27 protein-coding genes and 1 other RNA gene are annotated in these 24,171 nt (G+C 44.6%); 9 read left to right on the plus strand and 19 right to left on the minus strand.

Features of this window, described 5'->3' with window-relative positions; translation table 11 throughout:
• Positions 1 to 111: 111 nt before the first annotated feature.
• A complete protein-coding gene (locus MSG35_RS09930) occupies positions 112 to 1,674 on the minus strand; it encodes a glutamate synthase-related protein (protein WP_248383811.1) in 1,563 nt (520 codons plus the stop codon).
• 226 nt (positions 1,675 to 1,900) lie between these two features.
• On the minus strand, positions 1,901 to 2,458 hold the full coding sequence (locus MSG35_RS09935) for a DUF1439 domain-containing protein (RefSeq protein ID WP_029222249.1): 558 nt from the start codon (positions 2,456 to 2,458) through the stop codon (positions 1,901 to 1,903).
• 288 nt (positions 2,459 to 2,746) lie between these two features.
• On the opposite strand from MSG35_RS09935, the gene MSG35_RS09940 reads away from it, so the two are divergent.
• Entirely contained in the window at positions 2,747 to 4,090 is a 1,344-nt protein-coding gene (locus MSG35_RS09940) for a sigma-54 dependent transcriptional regulator (protein ID WP_248383812.1), read from the plus strand.
• Positions 4,091 to 4,176: 86 nt separating this feature from the next.
• Here MSG35_RS09940 and MSG35_RS09945 read toward each other — a convergent pair whose 3' ends face one another.
• On the minus strand, positions 4,177 to 5,967 hold the full coding sequence (locus MSG35_RS09945; RefSeq protein ID WP_248383813.1) for a hypothetical protein: 1,791 nt from the start codon (positions 5,965 to 5,967) through the stop codon (positions 4,177 to 4,179).
• Positions 5,968 to 6,369: 402 nt separating this feature from the next.
• Between MSG35_RS09945 and MSG35_RS09950 the strand changes: the two genes are divergently transcribed.
• The 4 genes from MSG35_RS09950 to MSG35_RS09965 all read left to right on the plus strand — a co-directional run bounded on the left by MSG35_RS09950 (position 6,370) and on the right by MSG35_RS09965 (position 9,411).
• Positions 6,370 to 6,756: a DUF393 domain-containing protein gene (locus MSG35_RS09950; RefSeq protein ID WP_248383814.1), complete on the plus strand. Its 387-nt coding sequence runs from the start codon at positions 6,370 to 6,372 to the stop codon at positions 6,754 to 6,756.
• A 221-nt stretch (positions 6,757 to 6,977) separates the two neighbouring features.
• Positions 6,978 to 8,297 (plus strand): AarF/ABC1/UbiB kinase family protein, encoded by a 1,320-nt coding sequence (locus tag MSG35_RS09955; RefSeq protein ID WP_248383815.1) that lies wholly within the window; start codon positions 6,978 to 6,980, stop codon positions 8,295 to 8,297.
• 104 nt (positions 8,298 to 8,401) lie between these two features.
• Positions 8,402 to 8,947, plus strand: a complete 546-nt coding sequence (locus MSG35_RS09960) for a glutathione peroxidase (RefSeq protein WP_248383816.1) — start codon at positions 8,402 to 8,404, stop codon at positions 8,945 to 8,947.
• Positions 8,944 to 9,411, plus strand: a complete 468-nt coding sequence (locus MSG35_RS09965) for a DUF3429 domain-containing protein (protein ID WP_248383817.1) — start codon at positions 8,944 to 8,946, stop codon at positions 9,409 to 9,411. The genes MSG35_RS09960 and MSG35_RS09965 overlap by 4 nt, the downstream gene beginning before the upstream one ends.
• A gap of 42 nt (positions 9,412 to 9,453) precedes the next feature.
• On the opposite strand, the gene MSG35_RS09970 is transcribed toward MSG35_RS09965, so the two are convergent.
• The 6 genes from MSG35_RS09970 to MSG35_RS09995 all read right to left on the minus strand — a co-directional run bounded on the left by MSG35_RS09970 (position 9,454) and on the right by MSG35_RS09995 (position 14,309).
• Positions 9,454 to 9,888 (minus strand): N-acetyltransferase, encoded by a 435-nt coding sequence (locus MSG35_RS09970; protein WP_248383818.1) that lies wholly within the window; start codon positions 9,886 to 9,888, stop codon positions 9,454 to 9,456.
• Between the two features lie 39 nt (positions 9,889 to 9,927).
• Positions 9,928 to 10,704 (minus strand): phosphotransferase, encoded by a 777-nt coding sequence (locus tag MSG35_RS09975; protein ID WP_248383819.1) that lies wholly within the window; start codon positions 10,702 to 10,704, stop codon positions 9,928 to 9,930.
• A 36-nt stretch (positions 10,705 to 10,740) separates the two neighbouring features.
• On the minus strand, positions 10,741 to 11,355 hold the full coding sequence (locus MSG35_RS09980; RefSeq protein WP_050634762.1) for a LysE family translocator: 615 nt from the start codon (positions 11,353 to 11,355) through the stop codon (positions 10,741 to 10,743).
• Between the two features lie 108 nt (positions 11,356 to 11,463).
• A complete protein-coding gene (locus MSG35_RS09985; protein WP_248383820.1) occupies positions 11,464 to 11,817 on the minus strand; it encodes a hypothetical protein in 354 nt (117 codons plus the stop codon).
• Positions 11,818 to 11,929: 112 nt separating this feature from the next.
• Entirely contained in the window at positions 11,930 to 13,366 is a 1,437-nt protein-coding gene (locus MSG35_RS09990; RefSeq protein ID WP_172380087.1) for a lipopolysaccharide biosynthesis protein, read from the minus strand.
• 16 nt (positions 13,367 to 13,382) lie between these two features.
• Positions 13,383 to 14,309 (minus strand): glycosyltransferase, encoded by a 927-nt coding sequence (locus tag MSG35_RS09995; RefSeq protein ID WP_248383821.1) that lies wholly within the window; start codon positions 14,307 to 14,309, stop codon positions 13,383 to 13,385.
• A gap of 295 nt (positions 14,310 to 14,604) precedes the next feature.
• On the opposite strand from MSG35_RS09995, the gene MSG35_RS10000 reads away from it, so the two are divergent.
• A complete protein-coding gene (locus MSG35_RS10000; protein ID WP_248337390.1) occupies positions 14,605 to 15,753 on the plus strand; it encodes a glycosyltransferase family 4 protein in 1,149 nt (382 codons plus the stop codon).
• Between the two features lie 159 nt (positions 15,754 to 15,912).
• On the opposite strand, the gene MSG35_RS10005 is transcribed toward MSG35_RS10000, so the two are convergent.
• The 5 genes from MSG35_RS10005 to MSG35_RS10025 form a co-directional block, all read right to left on the minus strand.
• Positions 15,913 to 16,686 (minus strand): ribonuclease H family protein, encoded by a 774-nt coding sequence (locus MSG35_RS10005; protein WP_248337389.1) that lies wholly within the window; start codon positions 16,684 to 16,686, stop codon positions 15,913 to 15,915.
• Between the two features lie 81 nt (positions 16,687 to 16,767).
• Positions 16,768 to 17,073 carry an NIPSNAP family protein gene (locus MSG35_RS10010; protein WP_017089641.1) on the minus strand — a complete coding sequence of 102 codons (306 nt, stop codon included), beginning with the start codon at positions 17,071 to 17,073 and terminating at the stop codon, positions 16,768 to 16,770.
• 56 nt (positions 17,074 to 17,129) lie between these two features.
• Entirely contained in the window at positions 17,130 to 17,459 is a 330-nt protein-coding gene (locus MSG35_RS10015) for an AzlD domain-containing protein (RefSeq protein ID WP_248383822.1), read from the minus strand.
• Between the two features lie 2 nt (positions 17,460 to 17,461).
• The gene (locus MSG35_RS10020; RefSeq protein WP_248337388.1) at positions 17,462 to 18,190 is read right to left on the minus strand and encodes an AzlC family ABC transporter permease; all 729 of its coding nucleotides are present in this window, start codon (positions 18,188 to 18,190) and stop codon (positions 17,462 to 17,464) included.
• A gap of 104 nt (positions 18,191 to 18,294) precedes the next feature.
• The gene (locus tag MSG35_RS10025; RefSeq protein WP_248383823.1) at positions 18,295 to 19,128 is read right to left on the minus strand and encodes an AraC family transcriptional regulator; all 834 of its coding nucleotides are present in this window, start codon (positions 19,126 to 19,128) and stop codon (positions 18,295 to 18,297) included.
• Between the two features lie 236 nt (positions 19,129 to 19,364).
• On the opposite strand from MSG35_RS10025, the gene MSG35_RS10030 reads away from it, so the two are divergent.
• A complete protein-coding gene (locus MSG35_RS10030; RefSeq protein ID WP_017084570.1) occupies positions 19,365 to 19,703 on the plus strand; it encodes a hypothetical protein in 339 nt (112 codons plus the stop codon).
• A gap of 85 nt (positions 19,704 to 19,788) precedes the next feature.
• On the opposite strand, the gene ffs is transcribed toward MSG35_RS10030, so the two are convergent.
• Together ffs and MSG35_RS10040 are read right to left on the minus strand one after the other, a co-directional pair.
• An RNA gene (gene ffs / locus MSG35_RS10035) (signal recognition particle sRNA small type) lies at positions 19,789 to 19,885 on the minus strand.
• Between the two features lie 196 nt (positions 19,886 to 20,081).
• Positions 20,082 to 20,825 carry a hypothetical protein gene (locus tag MSG35_RS10040; RefSeq protein ID WP_017071711.1) on the minus strand — a complete coding sequence of 248 codons (744 nt, stop codon included), beginning with the start codon at positions 20,823 to 20,825 and terminating at the stop codon, positions 20,082 to 20,084.
• Positions 20,826 to 20,876: 51 nt separating this feature from the next.
• Between MSG35_RS10040 and MSG35_RS10045 the strand changes: the two genes are divergently transcribed.
• Entirely contained in the window at positions 20,877 to 21,179 is a 303-nt protein-coding gene (locus MSG35_RS10045) for an MGMT family protein (protein WP_248383824.1), read from the plus strand.
• A 75-nt stretch (positions 21,180 to 21,254) separates the two neighbouring features.
• Here the strand turns inward: MSG35_RS10045 and MSG35_RS10050 are convergent, their stop codons facing one another.
• Complete coding sequence (locus MSG35_RS10050; RefSeq protein ID WP_048609270.1) at positions 21,255 to 21,695, minus strand: YbaY family lipoprotein; 441 nt, start codon at positions 21,693 to 21,695, stop codon at positions 21,255 to 21,257.
• A gap of 168 nt (positions 21,696 to 21,863) precedes the next feature.
• On the opposite strand from MSG35_RS10050, the gene tesB reads away from it, so the two are divergent.
• Positions 21,864 to 22,724 (plus strand): acyl-CoA thioesterase II, encoded by an 861-nt coding sequence (gene tesB, locus MSG35_RS10055; RefSeq protein WP_029224039.1) that lies wholly within the window; start codon positions 21,864 to 21,866, stop codon positions 22,722 to 22,724.
• 132 nt (positions 22,725 to 22,856) lie between these two features.
• On the opposite strand, the gene MSG35_RS10060 is transcribed toward tesB, so the two are convergent.
• Together MSG35_RS10060 and MSG35_RS10065 are read right to left on the minus strand one after the other, a co-directional pair.
• Positions 22,857 to 23,522: a hypothetical protein gene (locus MSG35_RS10060; RefSeq protein WP_248383825.1), complete on the minus strand. Its 666-nt coding sequence runs from the start codon at positions 23,520 to 23,522 to the stop codon at positions 22,857 to 22,859.
• A 63-nt stretch (positions 23,523 to 23,585) separates the two neighbouring features.
• Positions 23,586 to 24,059 carry an Lrp/AsnC family transcriptional regulator gene (locus tag MSG35_RS10065; RefSeq protein ID WP_017062025.1) on the minus strand — a complete coding sequence of 158 codons (474 nt, stop codon included), beginning with the start codon at positions 24,057 to 24,059 and terminating at the stop codon, positions 23,586 to 23,588.
• Positions 24,060 to 24,171: the final 112 nt, after the last annotated feature.

The raw sequence follows: 24,171 nt of genomic DNA on the forward strand, positions 1-24,171 counted from the left end.
TAAAAATACCTATAAAGCAGTTAATTACGAAAGGTTAAACATAGATTGGCATTACTCAGACAAAAATAAGCACACCCAAAATACAGTGAGTGTGCTTAATCGAAATACTATTTACTTAAGTTGGTTTAATGGACTGACACCAGAGTAAGCGACTCCGGATAGCTCGGCCATTTCGCGATTCCATGTTGCCAGATCGTGAGGGTTAAACTGATTCAAATGATCATGACCGCACGCTCTCGCCATCACTTGCATCAATTCAGTCGAGGCTTCGAAGAAGTTCCTCAATTGATTCGATGCCTTCTCGACATTTAACCGTTGGCGTAAATCGGCTTTTTGAGTCGCTATACCCGCCGGACAATTATTGGTGTTACACATTCTGGCAGCAACACACCCAATAGATTGCATGGCACTGTTCGAGATAGCGACTCCATCAGCGCCAAGCGCCATCGCTTTTACGAAGTCCATCGGAACACGAAGCCCACCAGTAATGATTAAGGTGACTCTGTCACTTACGCCTTGCTTGTCTAGATAGGCTCTGGCACGAGCAAGCGCTGGAATGGTCGGCACACTAATATGGTCACGGAACATTTCTGGCGCCGCCCCAGTACCACCGCCTCGACCATCCAAGATGATGTAATCGGCACTGGCATCCAATGCGAACTGAATATCCTCTTCAATATGATTGGCACTCAACTTGAACCCTATTGGGATACCGCCCGTCACTTCTCGAACTCGGTCGGCGAAATTTTTGAAATCCTCGACGGTTTTTAGCTCAACAAAGGTGGGTGGGGAAATCGCGGCTGTGCCCGCTTCAATACCGCGTACCTCGGCTATCTTGCCAATGTTCTTCGCACCCGGCAGGTGACCGCCTGTTCCGGTTTTAGCACCCTGCCCACCTTTAAAATGGAAGGCTTGGACATTTTTGAGCTTAGATTCATCGTAACCAAATTGTGCACTGGCTAGTTCGTAAAAGTAACGTGAGTTCGCCGCTTGCTCTTCGGGTAACATTCCGCCCTCACCCGAGCAAATTCCTGTTCCCGCAAGCTCCGCGCCTGTCGCTAAAGAGATTTTCGCTTCTTCAGATAACGACCCAAAACTCATATCGGAAACAAACAAGGAGATGTTCAATTTGAGCGGCTTTTTCGCTTTTGGCCCAATAATAAGCTCAGTACCGACGGGCACATGTTCCAATAACGGTTTGGTCGCCATTTGAGCAACCATCACTTGAATATCATCCCAGTGAGGCAATAGATATCTTGGAACGCCCATTGAAGTCATTGGCCCATGGTGACCCACTTTGGATAAGCCATCTCGTGCTAATTGATGAATGAACTCGACCGTAGGCTCTTCTTTGGTTGCAGAAGCCGCTGGCGAGAGATCGGGCGTTGCCGCTTGGATATGAACATCAGGGCCTTCTTGGCCCACTTGCTCAGCCGTAAACTGTTTATGGGTGCCATCACAGAAAGGGAGATTGTTCGAATACTTACAGCGGCACAGGTAAGCGTCGCCGGTTTCCTCGGCCACGAAACTCTTCGGTTTAAAACCGGTTCCTGCATGAGAGCCGTCGCAGTAAGGTTGGTTTTTCGATTTACCACAGGTACAGAAGTAATACTCCTCCCCTTCTGTTAGCTCCACTTTGACTGGCTTGGTATCCGCTATCACTGGATTCTTCATAGTTCGCTCACCTTTTCTTTCTTATGATTTGATGACTGAAGCGATGACTTGCTCACAAGAGTAAAGTAAAGGTGAGATACGCGGCTAATTCAATAAATGAGCCAGAGAAAACAAGCTGGATAGACAGCCTAAAAACAGAAATCTTGCTGATTCAACACAAACAAAAATGGCCACCAAATCGGCAGCCATTGTGTTTTAAATCTGAGTTTAAGCTAAACGTGAAAGGTTAATCGAATAACTCGATGACCAGCTTGTTGTCTTTAATCACTAGATTAGGTTCCGATGACTTGATCAATGACTCTTGAACCTTGTTGCTGTCCAGTTTATAAACTGGCGACTGAGACAACGCAAAACCAATCATAGAAACGGCAGGCTTAAGTAGTTTGGCGACCTCAGGAGAAAGCTGTTTGTCTTTTTCTTCAAAGCGCTCTAAACGCAGTGATTTCAAATAAATCTCGCCGCTCTCTTTGTCATATTCAGGAATCGCACTGAACTCGATATCAAGATCCAACCTCATATTCGGCACGTTAAACACCTGAACTTGTGCATTGGTATTCGCCAGAACAGACACGCGCTCGGCATCAGCTCGGCCAATTTGCACCGCTAAGTCATCGACAGCGACTTGTGCATACATAACGTTTTGAACACCCACTTCTTGCTCTAACATCACCGAATCTTGAAGGTAGTTCGTCATTTCTTGCTCGGTCACGCTGTAGCTCACACAACCGCCTAGCATCAGTGCAGACGCTGCCAAAATGAACTTTTTTGCTACGTTAATTATCATCAATATCAGCTCTTTATCGTTAGTGATTAGCGCGGAGTTTACTGTGTGATCATCAATAAACAAAACAGTAAAAACACGATATTCGTGAATACCTTTAATTAATAAGCATAAATATCAGTAAGTAAAGCACCAGATTGGCTTTCCCGCTTGAGATAATGACACTTGTCAGCCAAACGCCATCAGATTTGTGTGCTCGAATTAATTGAATTTTGCTTCTAAGCTTATGGGATATTTAGGGGGCTTACTGAAGGTTTCATCATGGATATCGAAACATGAAGAGTGAGCACAATGCCATCAAAAAGAGTATCACCTGAGCCAATAACTCGTTCTGTGATTTTGTTATGCAACACCGCATGCCTGCACCATAGTCAGTGGGTTGGAGAACTGCGTCTCCAGAACTGGGAAGCTCAAGTTGCAGAAACGACCGAACAGGCTATTCACTTACTCGACACCCGCAGCGACAGCTACGTACCAATTTTGATATCTTGTCTAACATCACCCTCAATCGACAAGCAATGTGAACAAATATCAATGCTGAAGGCTCGCTTTCCAAGTTTAAAAGCAATTGCTATCTGCAGCCAACCACCAAGACGTAACTTATCACTCATTAAGCAAACCTTTTGGGATTATTACCACCTACCTATTGATACAGAATGGCTTTGTCGAAACTTAGGGCATGCGTATGGCATGATCGACACCAAGCAAAATACACCTAAGCCTGTCTCGTATCTTGAATATCAACTGGTGGGGCAATCCAGAACTATTCAGCAACTTAAAAAGAAGATAGCCAAGATCGCTAACAACGATTTTCCAGTACTGATTCAAGGGGAAACCGGAACAGGAAAAAGCCTATGTGCGCGTTTAATACATGAGGCCTCAGCCCGCAGTCCGAAACCTTTCATCGCTGTAAATTGTGGCGCAATTCCCGAATCCTTGATTCACTCAGAGTTATTTGGTTTTGAAAAAGGCTCGTTCACAGGAGCAAACAAACGCTATGTCGGACACGTGGAAAGAGCGAATGGTGGCACGCTATTTTTGGATGAGATCGGCGACCTTGAACTGTCGCTGCAAACCTACTTACTCCACTTTCTAGAAAATAACTTGATAGAGCGATTAGGCAGTAACAACCAATTGCCTGTAGATTGCCGTGTGATTTTCGCCACTAACGTCAATATCGAACAAGCCGTTGCTGCAGGTAAATTTCGAAAGGATCTCTTTCATCGGATCAATGTACTTCCATTGGACCTAGTACCACTCAATGATCACAAGGAAGACATTGAAGATTTGGTTCGATTTGAACTGAAGCACAATTACGCATCCAAAACCAAACTGCCTAGCCACACCCTTGAGCAAATGAAACAGTACCACTGGCCGGGTAATGTCAGAGAGTTATTCAACTGCATAAAAAGGGCGATTATTCTTTCTAATTCAAACGCGCTCTCTACTCGTCATATGGGGATTCAATTAAAAGACGCGTCGCCCGATACTGAGAGTGACACACGACTTTCTTCAAAAAATGTTCGTCGAGTGATTCAGCAACACCACTACAATATTTCCCAATCCGCTAAAGCATTGTCGATTTCTCGGACCACCTTATACAAGCTGATCAAAAAACATCAGATAGTAATTTAAGTCACCTAGCGAACTAAATAACTAATAAAGCAGCCTAACGAACTAGGCTGCTTTAGAGTTTAGTCGTACTCAATTAATGAAAGTACTTATGGCTCAGGTACAGTAAATGGACAAACATCACAGGTTGCAATGTTCGATGTTTCCATAAATGCTTCTTGCAAGAACAGCGAGTCAAACGTTGCTGTCACTTGATTAGATAGCATCCCTGCAGTTCCGGTTGGTAACACATTTGGTGCATAAGTTTTACTTACTTGTGTACACACTTGACCAATCGCATCACCAAAGTTCGGTATCCACTCTCCTTCACCCGTTTTACAAGCAAACAGCTCAGGGTCGGCACTTAATGCACTACACATATTGCCAGCACCACATGTGGTCACATCCTCAAGATCATCACAAGGTAAAGCAAAGTCGAGGTAATAACTGCTGTTGACTACTTCAGTAGGTAAATCAGAACGGCTCAAAGAGTCATCCTTAGAATCCACCAGCGATTCAATGGCCAATGGGATATCACCGGTATTACATATTTCAACATCATAGGTTTTCTTAAGCACAACTTGACCACCATCAACCTCTAAGAAGCTATTACACACCTTAGAAATCTCAACCATCGGGCTCAAGTCTATTGGTGGACAATTGTAGGCCACTGGCGCTTGAGCATTCACGATAAGCCCATCAAGATCCACCGCACCATCTATCACGCCGACGGCACCGTTATTTACAGACAGATAATTCCCCATGATTGCGAATGACTCACCGACACTCCACACTTCATCGCCGTTACCAACCACTGGAAGCGCACCTAAGATTGGTGACTCAGATAAAAAGGCCACTTCGTAGTCACCATTGGTGCCTAACGAACCAGGGCCAGTGTTGGTGACCGTCACGGTGTAATCTATGTTGAACATACCATCAACCGTAAAGCTGGTTGTGTTACAAGTCGCCGCTATATTGATGCTACATAAACTGAATGAACCGACAACGAAGTCAGCCAAAGATGCATCAATCGAACGGGAAGCTCGTGACTCCACTAAGAAGCTACTGAAACATGGAATATCTTCAATACCAAACTCATCGTTCAATAGCGCAGATAAGTTCAGGCGTCCTTCAACAAAGCTCTCTGTCGGAATAGAGGTTGTTTCACCCGTTTTCGCGAGGTAGTCCCAACCTTGTACATTAGGTAGCGGTATTGCCCCGATAGAGTCATCATTTGCAATCGCACATATCTTATCGACACCAACAGCGCCACTGCCACATCTTGCACCAACGAAATCATTCGACTTAGGGTCACCATCAGTTTGGAAGATTCTCGTCATGTTGTCGGTGACATCGCCATTATTCAGATCCCACTGCAACACTTCTATATACGGATTACCGCCACTTGCTTGTGGGAATGAAATCAGCACAAGGATGTCTCCATTGATATGCTGTCCAACAAAGTCGCCCTTAGTTTTCCTATCCGGCAATCCTACTTGGTCTTGTAAGAACCAGAAGCCAATGTACATATCACCATTGTTCGCATATCGGTCTGCACCAAAGTAAATTAGCAAATCGCCTTCGCTTTCAAAGGCAGCGGCATACGCATTAGTAAAGTCATCTTTTGGTTGTGGTGACGCGGTACGGAACGCCCAATCTGTAATGTCGGAATCATCTTTTGACCCACCCTTCCAAAAGATTTGGTCGATACCATTACGGTCTTTTTCGAAAAACTCTGCAATCCCAACCATGCTGTTGGGATCATTTACATCGTCCCAATCAATACCACTATTATCACTGGTCGCATTACCATCAAGTTCCATCACATCAACAGTAGCCCACGCCAACTGGGGGCTACTAAACAACAAAAGCACACTAAGTAAATAATTTATAACCTTCATGTTCTCTCTCCATTTATCCATACTTATGCTTTTAGGGTTTTCTGCCATGCCCAAATTGGAGAAAATCCATTAGCAATTCGTAGGTTCGATAGAGCATATTCCAAGCCAAGTTCAACTTGCTGAATTTATTGATTTTTATATATTTAAGGCACACCTTTAATGGACGCTTTGTCATCATTTGTCCATAAACCAGAGATTTGACCAAACAATCAAGGACTTGAAAGGATGAACAAAGTGTCTAAGTCGGACATCTTTAGAGCTTTGGATACAAGGTAAGTGATCTTTAAAAGGTGCAATCACGTAGCCATTGCTAGATTATTGAATAACAAGCGATTGAATTGACGGGTGCCGACTTAACGGGTAACTGAAGGTTAAGGTCGTGAAATGATAGGCGAACAGACGATGACACAACTTACGATATTCTACGATGGGACATGTCCATTATGCGCAAAAGAGATGGCGGCACTTGCCAAGCATGATGTCGATAATAAGATCCAAACCATCCATATCTACAGCGAAGCCTTTTCAGACTACCCTCAGATTGATGCGGACGCAGCCAACACTATTTTGCATGCACTTGATGATAATGGAAAACTGCTGCTAGGTTTAGACGTGACCTACCAAGCGTGGCGCTTAGTAGGAAAAGGTTGGCTATACGCCCCTTTACGTTGGGCGATATTCAAGCCAGTGGCCGACTGGTGTTATCTTCGGTTTGCCAAGAACCGATACAAAGTCTCTTTCTGGTTAACCGGAAAATCACGTTGCAACGGAAACAGCTGTACGAAATAGTATTGAGTTAAGACATACCACTGGCGACTTTGTAGTAAACGATGCCAAACAGTGCAGCAAATACTAGTACGGTAAGAACGACTTTCAACCAAATAAACTTCATGCTTTGTCCTTTTCAATCGAGTTACTGATTCAGGCGACAAGTTATCACAACAAGACATAAGGTTGTGTAATGATTGATAGAACTTTGTAGTGAACCCTGATTCCCAGAGAGAGACTTTATGTCGGCAAAAGAGAGAAACCTTCCCACTCATAGACTTTCTAGATTCAGCAAGTTCGCCTCGCTGGCGACAAGAGTTGCAGGTAACGTGCTAACAGAAGGCACCAAGCAAATTGCACAAGGCAACAGGCCCAAGGCAAAAGATTTACTGTTAACGCCACAGAACATAGCTCGCCTGACCGACCAGCTCGCGCACCTGCGTGGAGCTGCGATGAAATTGGGGCAAATGCTTTCAATGGATGCAGGCGATGTCTTAGAACCTGAATTAGCCGACATTCTTTCTCGCCTGCGCTCAGACGCCGACCCTCTGCCAACAAAGCAGCTCAACCAAGTGTTAGAAAGCGCGCTCGGGAGCCATTGGAAAGCCGAATTCCTTTCCTTCAACTTTAAACCTATTGCCAGCGCATCTATAGGTCAGGTTCACCAAGCCTATAGCGATGCGGGAGACAAACTCGCCGTCAAAGTCCAATACCCTGGCATTCGAAAAAGCATCGACAGTGATGTGGACAACGTTGGTACATTGCTCAATATCGTTGGCTTGATTCCCAAGTCTGTCGATTACAAAGGCTTATTAGAAGAGACAAAAAAACAACTACATGATGAAGCCGACTATGCTCGCGAGGCTGACTATGCGACTCGTTATCACAATGCATTAAAAGAACACGCTCACTTCGTTGTACCTAAAATTCACCCTCAAATGTCTTCAGAATCAGTGCTCGCAATGGACTTCATTGAAGGCGTCTCGATAGAGCAAATAGAAGGTTACGATCAAAGCACCCGTGATTTTGTGATGCACAGCTTGCTCGAGCTTCTGTTCAGAGAGTTATTCGACTTCAAGATGGTGCAAACCGATCCCAACTTCGCCAACTATCTTTACGTTGAAAACACGCGACAGATTGGGCTTTTAGACTTTGGAGCAACCCGAGAATACAGCGACCGCTTCAGTGATGGCTATCGTTTGGCTTTTACCTCTGTGATTACTCACGATGAACAAGGACTCAACAAGGCGTTAGAGCAGATTGGATTTTTTAGCGAGACCATCCTCCCAGACCAGCGCCAAGCGATTCTCAACTTAGTGAAAATGGCCTGTGAACCCATGCTTGTCGATGAAGATTACGACTTCAAAGCCAGTGGTTTAGCCCAAAGGCTTCGTGAAGCAGGCACCATACTCAGCATGGAGCAAGAGTATTGGCACACGCCACCAGCCGATGCCCTATTCCTCCACCGAAAAATTGGAGGCATGTACCTGCTGGCATCTCGCCTTGGAGCAAAGGTGAATATCAGGCGCTTAGTAGAGCCCTATCTACTAAGCGACAATTGACACTTTAGCGATAGCTGATACTTAAGCGATTTTGGTCTTTAGAGTGATCATTTTAAGTCGTTGAACAGTAATAACAGTTACGCCAACTAAAATGAGTCAGACTTATGAAACATTTACTGCTGTGCTCCACCGCCCTAATCGCGAGCCTAACAAGTTCATTCGCATTTTCAGCTAGCTGCCCTGAGATACTCAACGGCAAACAAAGGCTGTTAAATTCAAACGAAGAAATTGAGCTGTGTGAAGAGTTTCAAGGCAAGACTTTATTAATCGTGAATACGGCAAGCCAATGCGGTTTCACGCCTCAGTTCGAACAACTTGAGCAGCTTCACCAAACGTATAAAGATCAAGGGTTCACGGTTGTTGGTTTCCCAAGTAATGATTTTCGCCAAGACAGAGGAAGCGAGGAGCAATCCGCTAAAATCTGCTACCTAGATTATGGTGTGACTTTTCCGATGATGGCGCGCGCTTCACTATCTGGCCCAGACGCAAACCCAGTCTTTGCTGAAATCCAACAACAAGCCGGTATCAAACCAAAATGGAATTTCTACAAGTTCTTGGTCAGCAAAGAAGGCAAAGTGATAGCAACCTTCCCGAGTTCTACATCGCCAACCAGTAGTACCCTCAAAAATGCAATAGAGCAGCAGTTATGAGGTCAGATTACTTGGAGACAACTCAAACACGCAACACCATGGCCAAGCTCGGTTATATGGGTTTAATCCCCTTTTTATTCGGCCTACTGTTATCACTCACCGACAGCCAATTCTTTAGCTTGAGCGGCGAAACACTCTTCATCACCTACAGCGTGGTTATCTTGAGCTTTTTGTCGGGCATTTTGTGGGGTAATGGGATAGAGAACTTCGAAAGCCAATCCAGCAACAAGGCTCTGATCCTAAGCAATGTTATTGTGTTGGCAGCATGGCTAGCGGTGCTACTCGGTGAGCATCAAGAGTTCCTCACCACACTGATTCTGATCTTAGGCTACATTGCGGTTTGGCGAGCGGAGAGGTCAATGAGAGAAGAGAACCAAAGTGAAGGCCCCGATGGCTATTTTGATATGCGAACCCGATTAACCTCGAGCGTGGTGTTGATGCACGGTATCGTGATGCTGACCTAAGCGTGGGATGTCTGCACCTAGATAGACACAATGAAACGGCAACTAGAGGATGAGCCGCATGACCAGACGAGGCTCATCGTCTCCGAAATAATTGCTCTCTTCCTTGATGGTGACGAACCCCATCGACAAGTACAGCTCACAAGCCGAGTTGTTATTTGGATCAACAGTAAGCAACAGCTTGGACTCTTGTGGCAAGGTTTCTATCGCCTGCTGCATCAATGAACGGCCAATTCCCATGCCTCGGTAAGCGGTATCAACAGCCAGTGACAACACCCAATACTCTTGTTGTTTGTCGGTTGACGTCATTAACACGTAGCCCGCAACCTGAGAATCCTGTTTCGCCACCAACAAGCCCTTCCCCCAGCAATCAAATGCCTGACGAAAGAAAAACAGCGGATAGGCGTGATCGCCAAATAAAGCATGTTCCAATTGGTAAATATTAGCGAGCTCTTGTTTTTCCGCACAAACAACATTCATACATCGACCTTAAATAAAATACCTACAACCTCGATTCAGCTACAACTGACTTTCAACTGAAGCCAGCCAAGTTGGCAATTGCTCTCTAAACCAATTGATGTACTTGGAAGCTTGTGGGTTGTTACGACCGACTAATATATTCGTGACTTCTATTACGATCCAGCTTTTAGCGATGATCAATTGCTTTATTAATTCTTCACGTGGAATCAAGGTGTTATGGCAGAGGTACTGATCAACAATCAGCTCATAATCTTTCAGAGTACCCATTTGAGAAACGAGTGGCGCCAAGTCTATCACGGGGCTACCAAAGCCAAACCTTTCCCAATCAAACAGCACCAACTGTCCGTTATCTCTTCTTCCCCAATTTCCTTCATTGGAGTCACCCGAAATTAACGAGTCATGATCAAAAAGAGCATCACTCTGCGATTGAATGTACTTAAAACTGTCTTGCGTAACTTGAGGCAACTGCAGGGAAGATAAAGCCGATGTGGTGTCATCTAAACTCCATTGATGGCGCTTAACTTCGAACGTTGGTCGATATTGAGAACAGTGAATACTCGCAAGCTGCTGAAATACGTCACTTGTCGTTTGTAGCTCAGTAAGACAAACCGAATTAGGTATGTATTCGAGATAAAGCTCACAACCATCGGCCGCAAGAAGCCGAGGCGTATTCACTCCATCAAGATGCTGCGCTGCGTGTTGGTAAAAAGCGACTTCAACCTCGCCAGCCCCTTGTTTATGTATACAAGGAATTCCATTACGCTCAATTAAAGAAACCTGCGCAGCGCCCATTTGTGAAAGGTCTTGATTACTCATCGCATCCTTCTATCCATGTAAAAAGCAAAATAAGAACTACTGACGGCTTACCAACAAATTCGCACCAGATAAGGCAAGAAATACAGAACATGCTTTATTGAAGCGCTTGGCCATCTGAGGTTTTGAAAACCAATTTCGTAGATATAAACCAAATGTCGCATAGATAGAAATCGCAAGCATTTCTAATACTAAGAATGTGCTTCCTAAAACAAAGAATTGAGTATTTACGTTCGCTGAAACATCGACAAATTGAGGAAGGAATGCAGTGAAAATGAGTATCGCTTTTGGATTGCCAGCAGCGAGTGCAAATTCTTGTTTAAACAGACCAAACCAGTTCTTATTTCGCTCGATATCCGCGACCGGACTAGCTTGTGAGCGCCATAGGTTGAACGCGATCCATAACAGGTACATCGCGCCAAATAGCTTGATAAGGAAAAACAACGTTTCAGAGGTGTAAAGCACAACCGCTAAGCCAGATGCAGCCAAAGCAATCATGCCAGAAAAAGCGAGGATTCTGCCTAGGCCAGCGACAAAGGCGGCCTGAAATCCGTAACAACGGGCGTTGTTCATTGATAACAAATTGTTTGGGCCCGGAGTCATGTTGAGCGCAAAACAAGCAGGGATAAACAGCAGCAACTTCCATATTTCCATTGGTATTTCCTAGTCTCAATATGCCAAGGTTGTCGTATCATTGAATGAAATATGACCTTTATAGCAGCTATTAAAACCAGTACCAATCCTACTACCGTATCCTTTCAACTAATTCTCAAAAAATTTCTCGTACTCTGGTGTCGCTAAGTTTTCTGCAATCCCCATTTCACCCACTATGTAAATGGCACTCGCAAGGGTTTCGATGGTTTGATTAGGCTCTCTATCGGGCACTTCACCAACAACAGGAACGGGCTGACGTGCTGATGTTGAATTGCAGACTACACTTTCACAAACGATGTTGTGTTGTTCCTGTTGAGAAATTTCAGGCGGCTTGAAATCCGGTGAATTGAAGTCGGGAACAGTAATACCCTTGCTTGAAAAATCAGAGGCGCTGTATGAGGCCGCTGAAAACAGAGAAAGGAGCAGCATCCACTTATTCATATATATTTCCATCGTTAGCATTCGCTGAATTTATAAATACTATCTAATTCAAACCATTGTGAACAGTGTTTTATTTCACGGATAATTATATCTCTAAGTGCCAATTACCCCCTGTACTTTGGATGGCACTAATTCAACTCACATGTGAATGCTTGCCTAACATCAATTTATCGAGCAGCGCCTGTGGAACTGGAATAACAGAGTATCGAATGAAGGTCACTAACGTCACTATCGCCACAAAACAGCCTAAAACAAAATCATGAACATCAACCAGCGCCAAGCCAAGAACTCGGTCGCAAATAATGGCAAGTATGGAGATACTCAGCGCAGCCACCCATTTTCGGTGATCATAAGGCAAGTACTCCATTTTTTGGCTCACGATATAGAGCAGTGACAGTCTCACGGCATAAGTACCACAAAGCACCACCACCACGCCCCACACTCCATAGAAAGGTGTCACAACAAAATAACCAATCGCAGCTAGAATCGCACACCCGCCTTGTATCCACATTTGCGATTGGCTTGAGTGACCGCTGAAACAACCAAGGTTGAGATAATCCCCAGCGTTTTTAATCACACTAATCGCCAAGAGTGCTACGACAATCGTACCTGCATATTGATAACTGCTTGGCAGAATCAAAGTAATAAAACCAGGTACAGTGAGGGTCATCAAACAACCCAATACAATGGCCAGATTAACGCCGACCAGCGCTCTGTCCGCACACTCTTTCTTACCATCAGGTTGTTGTAACATGGCCACTCGATTTGGAAACCACCACAGAGCATAAGGCTGCAGTAGCAAACCAAGAAGCAACGCAAACTTGCCACTGACCGCATAAATCGCAAGTTCTTCAACACCAACAAAGCTTGCCATCACCCAGCGGTCTAGCCCTGTAATCATATATATTGAAGCGCCACCAACTAACGTGGGCAATCCAAATTTCAGGATCTTAGCGGAGTATTTGAGGCTGCCAAATGAGCCCATCTCCTGCCATTGGTAACGCAGTAAACACAGCATCAACAACACACTCGAAACAGCGGAAGATATTAGAACACCATCGATGCCATAACCCGCTTCAAGCAGTACAAACGTCATAGTAGCTTGCACACTCGCCCTCATTACATTGAGCATGCAAAAGCGCTTAGCCATCGCATTCATTCGCATCAATGTTAGCGGGATAGAAATCGCACCATCTAACATGGTCGGTATTAGCAAAAGTAGGATTTGATAAGGTTGGAACTCGACGGGAAGCATCAGTAACAACAGCGGCATGCTCAAAGCAATTAAGCTCCCTCCTAGCACACAGACCAAGACACTCAACGTGAAACAGTTCGAGACAAGCTTTCTCTTTTCTTCGCCCTCAGCGACGCCCACATACCGATACATGGCCTCAACAATGCCAAAACTAAATAAGATCGTCCCGATGTCAGCCAACAAGACAATAGCTTCTAAAGAACCATATTCAACCAACGTCATCTTATGGGTGATATAGGGGATCATCACGAGCGATATCCCTTTCATCATCACAATGCCAATGGCGTAATAGGCAGACTGTTTTAGTGACCCCATAGCAGACACCTATTCCTTACAATGCAGGCATTAGGAAACTCTTACAGTCTCCAAGAAGATGTCGTAACGTTCGTTTTTGCGGAGCCAAAACTAGCGAGCGGATACTGTATGAAATGGCCAATCGGTTTTGTTGTAAGCCTCGGTAATAGTCAGCGTAGCCTTCCAGTATTCTCGCCTTTGCGATTTTGAAGCTGGACGTCGGTAAGTTCCATCTCAGACTGTCATCTTGGTAACGTTGAAGAATGGTTTCGATAGACTGCAAATTTCTCAATTTAAGACTTTCAGTTTGGGTAACGGAACTCGCTCTCATCAAGTAACCAACCTGCACGGAGTTCAACACACCGATCTGATGGCTTTCACTCATTCGAAGCCACAGTTCCCAATCTTCCCCATATTTAATGTCAGCATTGAAACTGTCTGTTTGAGAAAACACATCCGCTTTTACCATGACCGTCGATGTTCCAATCACATTGTTTTCAATGATGAACTCCAACGGGTTCTCGATATTGATGAACAGATCGTCTTGGTCTTGAAACTGCGACCAGTAACTAAAGCAGTCGACTATCACTTGGTAATCTTCAGTAAGGTGTTCGTAGTTAGTAAAGCTCATCGCGAGATCTGGGTATCGTTGATGAAATTCGAGTTGGCGCTCAATTTTTTCTGGAAACCAGAAGTCGTCCGCGTCTAAAAAAGCGATGTATTCACCGGTCGCCTTTTCAATCCCTAGGTTTCTAGCTTGAGGCGCGCCAACACCCAAAGTGGATAATTTAATGATGCGTTCATCATGGATTGACGCGAGATACGTCGACGTTCCATCGTTGCTGTTATCGTCAATAATGATCAACTCCACGTCTTGATGAGTCTGCTTAAGTACGCTGCCAATTGCCTTCGGCAGGTAATCCAAACAGTTGTAGGTAGGGATAACAACACTTACTTTAGCCATAATGACGCCCTCAGAATTATACGTTATATGGCTGACGTTGCATGTTCTATGCCGAGAGTGTATTGCTATGAAATCACTTTTAGATCAGTCGCCTACGCAGACACTCTCAAAATGACGAACAGGGTGATCAGACATGAGCGTCAAAACTCCAATTTGATTATCAATTTGAGAAAATGAGCGACTTCTTGGGGGGTAACCTTCGGAAAACCATCGAAAAGCCCTCCAAAACTACGATTTTATCTTGGTTCGTATTTTGCTTATTTGACTTTAATAGCATTAGTCAAAGGAGCAAAAAATGAAGAAAGTAGCATTTGTGGCGCCAACCTACCCTGTACTCAGTGAGACCTTCATTCAAACAGAAGTCGACTCAGTGAAAGCTTGTGGACACGATGTTTGCGTGATGGCATTTGAGATAGAAGAGAGTGAAAAGTCATTTGACTATGACATCATAAAAATTGGTAAGGATGTTCGGGCGGGTAAGATAGCCAGCATCAATTGGTTTGGCTTTCTCCGGGCGGTATCCTTTGTTTCCAAGCAAACCAGTATGCCCAAAAAGTCACTGTTCGCTTATGGGTTTAAATTAGCGCTGCAACTCGCGGAAAACGACGTCGAACACGTTCATGCGCATTTCTGTCAGCACACCACAGCTCACGCCATCGTCGCGGCAAAGCTGCTGAATATCACCTGTTCGTTCGTTGCTCATGGTCATGATGTTTACGAGTTCGCTTATGATATTGAACATAAGATTTCATCGAGTGATTTTGTGGTTGCAGTATGTAAAGACATGCTCGCTGACTTCAACACCATGGCAAAAGGAAACATTAAGCTCCTGCACTGCGGAGTCAATACCAAACAATTCCAACTCAACCCAAAAACCGAAACGAAGCAACTTCGCTTTGTTTTCCTTGGCCGGTTAGTCGAGCAAAAAGGCATCCACCATCTTATTGATGCATTAGCGCCGATTGCCGAACCTCTCGATATTCATCTCGATATCATCGGTACTGGCGATTTAGAGCAACAGTTAAAATTGCAGGTCAAAGAGCAAGGGCTCACTCGAAACGTGACATTTCTTGGCGCTAAACCTCACGAGTGGGTCAAAGAAAAACTATCGAATTATGACAGCCTAATCGCGCCCTTCTGTTTTTCAGAAACTGGGTGTGTGGATACAGGGCCACTGGTTTTAAAAGAAGCGATGGCCGTGGGCACACCCGTCATTACGACCAACATCATGGGATGCAAAGAGATCGTCTCACCAGAGACAGGTTTTGTGGTTAGCGAAAAGAACGTGGAAGAATTAAGAGAAGCGATTGAACGTTTCGCGCAGCTAAGCAGTAACGATAAAGCATCGATGGGGTTAAAGGCACGTGAGAGAGTTAAAGACAGTTTTAATTCGATCAAACAAGCTCAGCAATTATCTCGTTGGATAGAGAACCCAGCTCAATAAGGATTAACTCAGACAGCTATGCCTCACAAAAACGACTGAGCACCACAAGATCAAAAGAGCGCTACATTGATTTGAAATGTAACGCTCAACTTAGCACTGCTTAATGGTAGCAACTTATGCTTTCAGTAACTTTCATTAGCTTTTCATTAAGAAGCCTAGCTAGCCGGCTCGAAGTGCCAAAATAGACTCAATATCTTCGATGTCACGATATTGAGCTAGCTCCTGCTCTTTCGATGAAATAGCCACAATCGACATTCTATCGGCCAATTCGTTACCTTCAATACCAACGTGTCCGTTCACATGGTAGATGGTGATTTTTGAAGCCAGTTCTTGGTAAAGCGCATACGCAGGCTTAATAATATCGAGGTTTTTGATCTCGCCGCCCGACTTAGTCCAGCCCTTTTTCTCCCAGCCCGTTGCCCACTTAGTAATACAATCAATTGAGTACTTAGAGTCACAATAAATCGCAACAGAGAGGCCTGCGTTTAACTTCTCTTTCGCGAGAATAAACGCTTGCTTAAGCCCATGTAACTCGGCGGTATTGTTGGTACCAACAGGCTGATACAAGCCATACCACAATTCTGTTAATTGGTTGTTTTGGTATACCGCTAAACCCGTCCCCGCTTCACCAGGATTTGGCTCACAAGCACCATCGGTAAAGATCTTGATATCAAAAGGCATATCTGTGATTTGCTGCTCCGAAAGAGGCGGCACCTTCACTTTCGTCGCCTTACCCGCAGAGCTTGGCTTTGTCGCTGTAGAACCTGACGCAGACGACGTTTTACCACCGAAAGCAGACTCAGCCTCACCTAGTGTTGGAAACGATTTATATCTCGCCCCTGCAAAGCCATCGACTTGGGATTTACACTCGTTCCAAGTGGTAAAAATACCCGGTGTGCGACCTTTCCAAACCACATAATATTTCTTAGCCAAACTAACTCCTTACCAAAACCTAAACACACAAACAGTGAATCAGTACATTAGATGCCACCACGCTATACGTTGCAAGGTCTATCACTCTAAAACAGGTCTAAAAAAACTGCGTTCATAACTCACGATGCAATCAACTTCGTCTGCAAATTCAAACGCTTTAATACACTCAGCATCGCTCAGCGACTTAACCCGATATTCTTCATAGGCAGCCAGACTTTCAAAGGTAAACAGTGCTAAGGCAATATTGTTCGCCCCTTCCGACGGTAAGAAATAACCATTGTGTTGGCCCCCGAATTTAGCAACCAGAGGAATCCACATTTTTGCGTATGTCTCGAACTCATTTACCTTTTTAGGATCAATCACATATCGAACATAACAAGTAATCATATTTATCCAGCCCTTAAATAATAGGAGAAACACAAAGCCTAAGTTGACGTTGAAGCTCACGAGAAAAGGGAATCAACTGCGACAAGGTTATAGAACAGAAACACCGCCATGCTGACGCCGATAGTCAGTAGCACATTGCCTGTTTTCCAAATCAGCAAGCCAGTCACCAACGCACCTATCAAGTAAGGATTTTCAAGGCTTGGCCAAAATGTTTGTTCTGGTGCAAATACAATCGGCCCCCAAATTGCGGTAAGCACAGCTGGGCTTGAATAGCGTAACAGGCGACGCGTGGTTTGATTTAATCGAAGCGGGATTGCTGGCTCAAGAAACAGATACCGACTAAAGAAAACAATCGCAGTCATGAGGAATATCGTTAACCAAATCATCTCTATTTCCCCTCCACGATTGTCTTGTTACCGTTGTTTCGCTCTTGGAACGACTCGCTGAAAAAGCCCGCTAACATACCGGCGATCGCTGCAATCATTAGCCCGCCCTCAATATTGTTAACCGACATGGCAACCGAAGTGACCAATGAAACCACAACACACACCACGACGGGTAGAGTTCGGATTAATGGGAACACCAAAGCGATAAAGGTTGCTGCGACCGCAAAATCGAGCCCAATCTCATTAAGCGAAGGAATTTGGCTTCCCGCGACAATGCCGACAAAGCTCGCAATATTCCAAACGAGATAAAAACCGCCGCCTACACCCGCAGCATACCAGCGATTAAATTCTTTCTGAGACTGCCCACTACAAATCGCGAACAGCTCATCGGTGAGCCAAAATCCGAGTAATAGACGCCAACGCGCAGGAAGATGGCTGATTTTGTCACGCATCGATACGCTATACAGAAAGTGTCTTGAGGTGATGAACAGTGTGGTCAACAACATAGTGCCTAAACCAATACCCGCTTTGAACATACCCGCAGCGACAAGTTGCGCTGAGCCAGCAAACAAAATAGCCGACATCGCTTGCGCTTGAAGTTGATTCAATCCGGCATCTATCGCATATGAACCGGCTAGAATTCCCCAAGGGATTACCGCAATACTCAAAGGCATTCCCGCTAAAACGCCTTTCCATAACTGTGTTCGTATATCCATTGTTTCACTATCCATATCATTCTTTTCTCTCTTTACATTCGCTATTCAATGTAAGAAGAGTGGAGTCGGTTCGATTGTACAAACTTGCTCGATTTCGCGAACCAATTAAGGTGTCCGATTTAGAGCATTTTAATGTATTGCCCCGGCGTGTAGCCATTGGCCTTTTTGAAGTGTCGATGAAAATGGCTTTGGTCGTGAAAGCCACACTCTTGCGCGGTGTCTGAAATGTTATGTCCTTGTTTCAATAACTTACGCGAAAGCCTTAACCGAGATTGGATTTGATACGCATGTGGCGGAAGACCAAACTCTTTTTGAAAAGAACGCACTAAGTGAAACGGACTCAATGCCGCTAACTTAGACAGCTCCTCTAGGGACACATCGGCTTGTGGAAAATCATCTAAGAACTCTTTCACCAAGACAAGCTGGCGCTGAGTTTTTCCGTCGAGTTGAGGGTTAAGCGGCGATTTTCCGTGTCGGCTAATCAGTTTAACCAACATCCCGTACATCAAGGTTTCTCTTAACAAGCGATTGTCAGATTCATCAATCGTGTTAAAGACCAACCTCAATTGATTGGCGAGTTCAGGGTCTTCAACAACCGCTCTTGGGAAGTAAGGCGCGCCGTAATTCGGTAGGTTAAGCTCTTGAGTGATCTTGGCAAGTTGTTCTGGGAGTGGATACATGGCTCGATACGCCCAACCGCCTTCAGTAGCAGAGTGACCGCTATGAACTTCGTCGGCATTGACCAGAATAATCGCATTTTGTGGCGCAATATGATGCCCGCCAGTTCGATAGAAACGCTGAGCGCCCTGCTCGATAACTCCCAGCGTGTAGCCCTCGTGACTATGGCGCGAGAAGTTCTGCTTTTCGTATTCAGCATTAAGAATTTCAAGGCCACCGAGCTCTTCGGTTATCTTATATTCGGCCTTTTCTTTAGAGTGTTTCTTGTTCTCCATAACAATTCCCAAGCCTGTTGATTATCGAGCGACTTATCAGTCTACTCTATAGTCTCTTTCAACTTTTGTACAAAATTGCGCTTTTGTTTGTTAATACCGTTTTTGTCGTTGGCTTAATAACGCTTTCTAACTGGGAGGAAAGTCTTGGTCTATAACTAGTTGGCAAAAAATTGACAATAATTTAATCATACACGCCAATACTGTCTTCAAATCATCGGCAACAGACCTGATACAACATGAAAAATACACTGATCCTTTTCTTTTTCCTGAGCCTAACAGGGTGCACTCATAACCAATCAAAAGCACTGAGCATGAACTCCTCGTCGGTTAACACATACCCGCAATCGATGTCGAACCTGCAACTGTGCGACACCTTGTATTACGGGCGTTCAAGCAACCAAACACTCGCAGCTATTGGCAGTGAATTCAATCGAAGAGGGTTATCAAAAAGTTGGTGTGACACCGAAACCAACAAGCTCTATCTAACAAAGACAATTGATTGGGTTGCTGACCAAGTAGAAGACAAAGAAGATTCAGAGGAAGAAGCGTCGGCTGTTGTGCTGCCTGCGAATTAAGAAAGATGAAACGTTCTTGAACAAGAAAAAGTCAAACTGCAGATAGCAAAAAGCCGCTCGTTAAGAGCGGCTTTTTCAAGGGGTGGGAACCCAGCCACATCCCGGCACACAAGTCACTCGCTGCGGCTGCTCCCTTCCAGGCCTGACCGAGTTCACGAGCTATTGTTGCGGGAGGACCAGGCCCCCATAGATTCGTTTTCTAAGAGGCTTGCCTCAAAGAGTGATTGGATTATTAAGCATCACAGCAACCATTGCAAGCCCTTCCACCCTATTTTTGAACAATTGCGGTCTAAGTGCTTATCCTTTATTCAAACCATTAGAAAATCGCAGGTAAATTCACCATTTACCCGCATTTGGAAGATTTGGATTGCAGTAGAACTAGATATCGATGTCTTCGTTATCTTCTGTGCGAATGATGTAGTCTGTCATCCAGGCTGTACCTAATAGACACAACCACACCACAAAGACTGGGCTTGGTACTTCGATGCTTGGAGTAATCACCAGAGCCGCAAAACCGACCGTTGGCAGTGTCCAACACAGTAGTTTATTCCAGCGGAAGGTTTTCAAGCGCGTCAGCGTTTCCATCGATGCCATGATGCCCGTTATACATAAGGCCACCAAAGCAGCATAAGGTAAATCGGCTATCCATAATGGAAGTATTAAGCCTAATGACCACCAGCTGTGTCGGCTGGCTGGCTTAAGATGATTGGCTGCCCACCAAATTACGATGATAGATAAGGTCTGAAGTGTGGTAACCCACGGGACGCCTTCAAGCTTGCCTGCTGATTGTGTCACCATGATCCCGACCTGCAAAGTAGTCACAATCAAGCCGGAAATAATCACGACCGACAAACTACTGCGTCTTGAGAAGACCACCATCAATAGCGGGAATAGTACCCACGCACTGACAGACAGCGTGATGGGCTGTAATGGAAGGGTTAGACCATAAGTGGTCATGGCAGCAAGCAAAGCTAATCCTGCTATGCCTCCCTGCGGTAAAATCCATAAAGCAGGAATTACCATTGCAAGCACCGGGATATCTCCCTCACTTAAACTGATTGCTCTCGCGCAAACAACCGCTAATAATGTGGTGATCAAGAACTGAAACGTTGTAAATACCATAGCCCTCTCCTTCTACCGATCCGTGGTATTTATGAACTAGGAACATTTAGTATGGACCAATTTTTGAACCAAATCTTTGCTGTGATTCACCAAATTCCATATGGAAAAGTAACAACTTATGGAGACATAGCACGTTTTTCAGGATTTCCGGGCTATGCGCGCCATGTTGGTAAAGCGCTGGGTAACCTGCCAGAAGGTAGCAAACTGCCTTGGTATCGAGTGATAAACAGCAAGGGTGAAATATCTTTAAAGGGTGATTCGTTCGACCGACAAAAGCAGCATTTGGTTAAAGAAGGGATTGAGGTGAGTGATGCAGGAAAAGTCAAACTCAGAATATACAAATGGCAGCCCTAGAGCTGCCACTAATCGTCTATTCAACTGGCTAAGTTAAGCCAATCAAGATGCCTTAACAGTGGCATCGATTTCTGATTAACGAACACCAACCAAACGTAGGTCTGCTTGCTGTGTATTTTCTACATCAGTAATTACTGACTTAATCGTGTCAGTAGTGAAACGCAGTTTGCCGTCAACATGAATCGATGCGCGCATGTTGTAACGGTGGTTAGCTTTAATTTTGTCGTTGTCGTAGCTTAGCTCGAATGCGAACGGTACTTGCTTACCGTCTGTGGTGAACTCTTGAGTTGCGATAACCGTCGATGGTGCATCAGCCAGTGAGATATCTTCTAGCGTAACGGTAACTACTGCATTCTCTGGCAATGCAATTCTTTCACGGTAGCTTACTGTTCCTGAAATCACTTGAGTGTTCTCTGCAACCACTTCTTGAGAAGCGTTCGTTTCTGATGTTGCTTGGCAACCAACAAGTAGGCCAAACGATACTAAAGACGTAATAAGAATTAGAGCCTTTTTCATATTCAATTTCTCTCAACATGTTTGCCGGACTCGGCAAATCTACTGACCAATTATAAGAGAGCTTTCATATTCTGTCTTGAAACCCTATGATTTATTGACAGATATCTGACTAAGCTAAATGATTAACACCATAATCTGACACCCATTTTACGAAGAGGAATGCTGGCGATGAGTCAACCTTTACAAGAATTACTAAGTTTACTTCAGCTAGAAAAACTGGAAGAAGGTTTATTCCGTGGGCAAAGTGAGAACCTAGGCCTACCACAGGTATACGGCGGTCAGGTATTGGGACAAGCGCTTTCTGCTGCTCGTTATACCGTTCAAGACGACCGCAGTGTTCACTCGTTCCACAGTTATTTTCTGTTTCCCGGCGATCCTGAAAAGCCAATCATTTACGATGTTGAGAACCTACGAGATGGACGCAGCTTTAGCACGCGCCGTGTAAAAGCGATTCAAAATGGCCGCCCTATTTTCTATCTCACCGCTTCTTATCATGGCGATGCGCCAGGTTTCGAACACCAGATTTCAATGCCTGATATTCCTGGACCAGAGAACTTTGCCTCAGAAACTGAATTAGCGAGCCACATTGCGGAATTCTTACCAGAGAAACTGCGCAAAACCTTCTGTGGCGAAAAGCCGATTGAGATGCGCCCGGTGACGGTGGTAAATCCACTGAAACCTAAGAAGACGGAAGCGAAACAATACCTTTGGGTAAGAGCGAATGGCGCGATGCCAGACAACCAATTGATCCACCAATACCTGCTTGCTTACGCATCGGATTGGGGATTCTTGGTGACGGCGCTTCACCCTCATGAAGTCTCTATCATGACGCCAAATTTTCAAGTGGCGACGATTGACCACTCAATCTGGTTCCACCGCCCATTCAAAATGGACGAATGGCTGCTTTATGCGATTGAAAGCCCAACGGCTGCGAACACTCGCGGCCTAGTGCGCGGCGAGATCTTCAACCAGAAAGGTGAACTGGTAGCGACGGCAGTACAAGAAGGTGTGATGCGTTTTACTAAGTAGCGCTCAAATAAATAGCGGATAAACGCTTCTTACAAGCCCCAAATACGCACAAACAAAAAGAGGCTAGGTTTATACCTAGCCTCTTTCTTTAATAACGCTTAAGAAAACCCGTCACGCAAAAATCAATAAAACCTACTCAACTTCTAACGTAGGCTCAAACTCGCCTTGAACTCGCGTTTTGATGCCATCTCCGGCATCTCGTAGAAGGTTAAATGGTGATAGCACCACACCTTTCACAGCGCCTTCTGCAGCGTCCTGAGCCAAAGCTTGACTCTTATCTGCCAACAAATTAGCTTGCACCAAAATATTCGGCACTTCCGCTCTTAGCATTTCAGATTCAGTAACAACAGCGGGGATAGTTTGCTCACGGTACGATTTACTTTCAGCGAGCATTGGTGGCATTACGTCTACGCGGTATCTCTTTAATTCCGTTAATGTTGGTGGAATAACATCGGTTCTTACCTGCTCGACTTCCGTTCGAACACTTTTGACTTCATCTAATATCGCAGGGATTTTGTTGTCAACCGAGGCCACGGTTTGATTCACATCATCGATCGTCTTTCTAACTTCTTCGACAGTGTTTAACACCTGAGGAGCAAGATCGCTGACATGTTCAGCAAGCGCTAATAGCTCTTCTACTTTAAGGCCTTTGGTGAGGCCCGATATGTCTTCGATAACTTGCGGATAAGTATCAACGATTTCACCGACTTTATTGGTCAATGAGTAAATGGTGTAACCCAAGTAAAAAATGGCGACCGCCAATACTAGCTGGATAGCGGTAGATACTTTTGCAAACATGAATAATCCTTTTCTTTATCGCAGAGGCGAGATCTAAACTGAGAAGATATCTAAAGGCGCAGCTTAAAGCGGCAATGCTGTAGTGTACTTCAACGGTTCCATCGCAAACGTCGAGGTCACATTAGAGATACCATCAATGCTATTCACCAAGCGCTTATAGAAATCATCAAAGCACTTCATGTCTTTAACCTGAACCTTCATCATATAGTCATATTCGCCAGCCATACGATAAAACTCCATCACTTCTGGAAACTCCGACACAGTATTCACAAAACGACCATACCACTCGTGAGAATGATCACTGGTTTTCACTAAAACGAACGCAGTAAAGGAAAGATCCAGTTTTTCCGGGTTCAGCAGTGCGACTCTTTTCTCAATAATGCCGTTCTCTTCGAGGCGCTTAAGCCTTTTCCAACAAGGCGTTGTAGTGAGATTGACCGCTTCAGAAATATCGTTCAATGACAGGGTGCTGTCTTCTTGCAGTAACCCTAATATTTTTTTATCTACGGCATCTATCACACTTTCACCAAATCGCATTTAAAGAGAATAATTTTCTACAATTTAAGCAAAACAAAGCAAATATGGCAAAGTTTTTCTCTCGGATTATAGATAAATTAGAACCATACCAATTACAAAGAATTCCTACACT

The sequence above is a fragment of the Vibrio sp. 1CM23M genome, from assembly GCF_023161755.1.
Classification (GTDB): Bacteria; Pseudomonadota; Gammaproteobacteria; order Enterobacterales; family Vibrionaceae; genus Vibrio; species Vibrio coralliirubri.

Excerpts from the sequence above, each read along its gene's own strand:
- MSG35_RS09930 (WP_248383811.1), bottom strand. The coding sequence starts at position 1,674 with ATGAAGAATCCAGTGATAGCGGATACCAAGCCAGTCAAAGTGGAGCTA.
- MSG35_RS09935 (WP_029222249.1), bottom strand. The coding sequence starts at position 2,458 with ATGATAATTAACGTAGCAAAAAAGTTCATTTTGGCAGCGTCTGCACTG.
- MSG35_RS09940 (WP_248383812.1), top strand. The coding sequence starts at position 2,747 with ATGCCATCAAAAAGAGTATCACCTGAGCCAATAACTCGTTCTGTGATT.
- MSG35_RS09945 (WP_248383813.1), bottom strand. The coding sequence starts at position 5,967 with ATGAAGGTTATAAATTATTTACTTAGTGTGCTTTTGTTGTTTAGTAGC.
- MSG35_RS09950 (WP_248383814.1), top strand. The coding sequence starts at position 6,370 with ATGACACAACTTACGATATTCTACGATGGGACATGTCCATTATGCGCA.
- MSG35_RS09955 (WP_248383815.1), top strand. The coding sequence starts at position 6,978 with ATGTCGGCAAAAGAGAGAAACCTTCCCACTCATAGACTTTCTAGATTC.
- MSG35_RS09960 (WP_248383816.1), top strand. The coding sequence starts at position 8,402 with ATGAAACATTTACTGCTGTGCTCCACCGCCCTAATCGCGAGCCTAACA.
- MSG35_RS09965 (WP_248383817.1), top strand. The coding sequence starts at position 8,944 with ATGAGGTCAGATTACTTGGAGACAACTCAAACACGCAACACCATGGCC.
- MSG35_RS09970 (WP_248383818.1), bottom strand. The coding sequence starts at position 9,888 with ATGAATGTTGTTTGTGCGGAAAAACAAGAGCTCGCTAATATTTACCAA.
- MSG35_RS09975 (WP_248383819.1), bottom strand. The coding sequence starts at position 10,704 with ATGAGTAATCAAGACCTTTCACAAATGGGCGCTGCGCAGGTTTCTTTA.
- MSG35_RS09980 (WP_050634762.1), bottom strand. The coding sequence starts at position 11,355 with ATGGAAATATGGAAGTTGCTGCTGTTTATCCCTGCTTGTTTTGCGCTC.
- MSG35_RS09985 (WP_248383820.1), bottom strand. The coding sequence starts at position 11,817 with ATGCTAACGATGGAAATATATATGAATAAGTGGATGCTGCTCCTTTCT.
- MSG35_RS09990 (WP_172380087.1), bottom strand. The coding sequence starts at position 13,366 with ATGGGGTCACTAAAACAGTCTGCCTATTACGCCATTGGCATTGTGATG.
- MSG35_RS09995 (WP_248383821.1), bottom strand. The coding sequence starts at position 14,309 with ATGGCTAAAGTAAGTGTTGTTATCCCTACCTACAACTGTTTGGATTAC.
- MSG35_RS10000 (WP_248337390.1), top strand. The coding sequence starts at position 14,605 with ATGAAGAAAGTAGCATTTGTGGCGCCAACCTACCCTGTACTCAGTGAG.
- MSG35_RS10010 (WP_017089641.1), bottom strand. The coding sequence starts at position 17,073 with ATGATTACTTGTTATGTTCGATATGTGATTGATCCTAAAAAGGTAAAT.
- MSG35_RS10015 (WP_248383822.1), bottom strand. The coding sequence starts at position 17,459 with ATGATTTGGTTAACGATATTCCTCATGACTGCGATTGTTTTCTTTAGT.
- MSG35_RS10020 (WP_248337388.1), bottom strand. The coding sequence starts at position 18,190 with ATGGATAGTGAAACAATGGATATACGAACACAGTTATGGAAAGGCGTT.
- MSG35_RS10025 (WP_248383823.1), bottom strand. The coding sequence starts at position 19,128 with ATGGAGAACAAGAAACACTCTAAAGAAAAGGCCGAATATAAGATAACC.
- MSG35_RS10030 (WP_017084570.1), top strand. The coding sequence starts at position 19,365 with ATGAAAAATACACTGATCCTTTTCTTTTTCCTGAGCCTAACAGGGTGC.
- MSG35_RS10040 (WP_017071711.1), bottom strand. The coding sequence starts at position 20,825 with ATGGTATTTACAACGTTTCAGTTCTTGATCACCACATTATTAGCGGTT.
- MSG35_RS10045 (WP_248383824.1), top strand. The coding sequence starts at position 20,877 with ATGGACCAATTTTTGAACCAAATCTTTGCTGTGATTCACCAAATTCCA.
- MSG35_RS10050 (WP_048609270.1), bottom strand. The coding sequence starts at position 21,695 with ATGAAAAAGGCTCTAATTCTTATTACGTCTTTAGTATCGTTTGGCCTA.
- tesB (WP_029224039.1), top strand. The coding sequence starts at position 21,864 with ATGAGTCAACCTTTACAAGAATTACTAAGTTTACTTCAGCTAGAAAAA.
- MSG35_RS10060 (WP_248383825.1), bottom strand. The coding sequence starts at position 23,522 with ATGTTTGCAAAAGTATCTACCGCTATCCAGCTAGTATTGGCGGTCGCC.
- MSG35_RS10065 (WP_017062025.1), bottom strand. The coding sequence starts at position 24,059 with ATGCGATTTGGTGAAAGTGTGATAGATGCCGTAGATAAAAAAATATTA.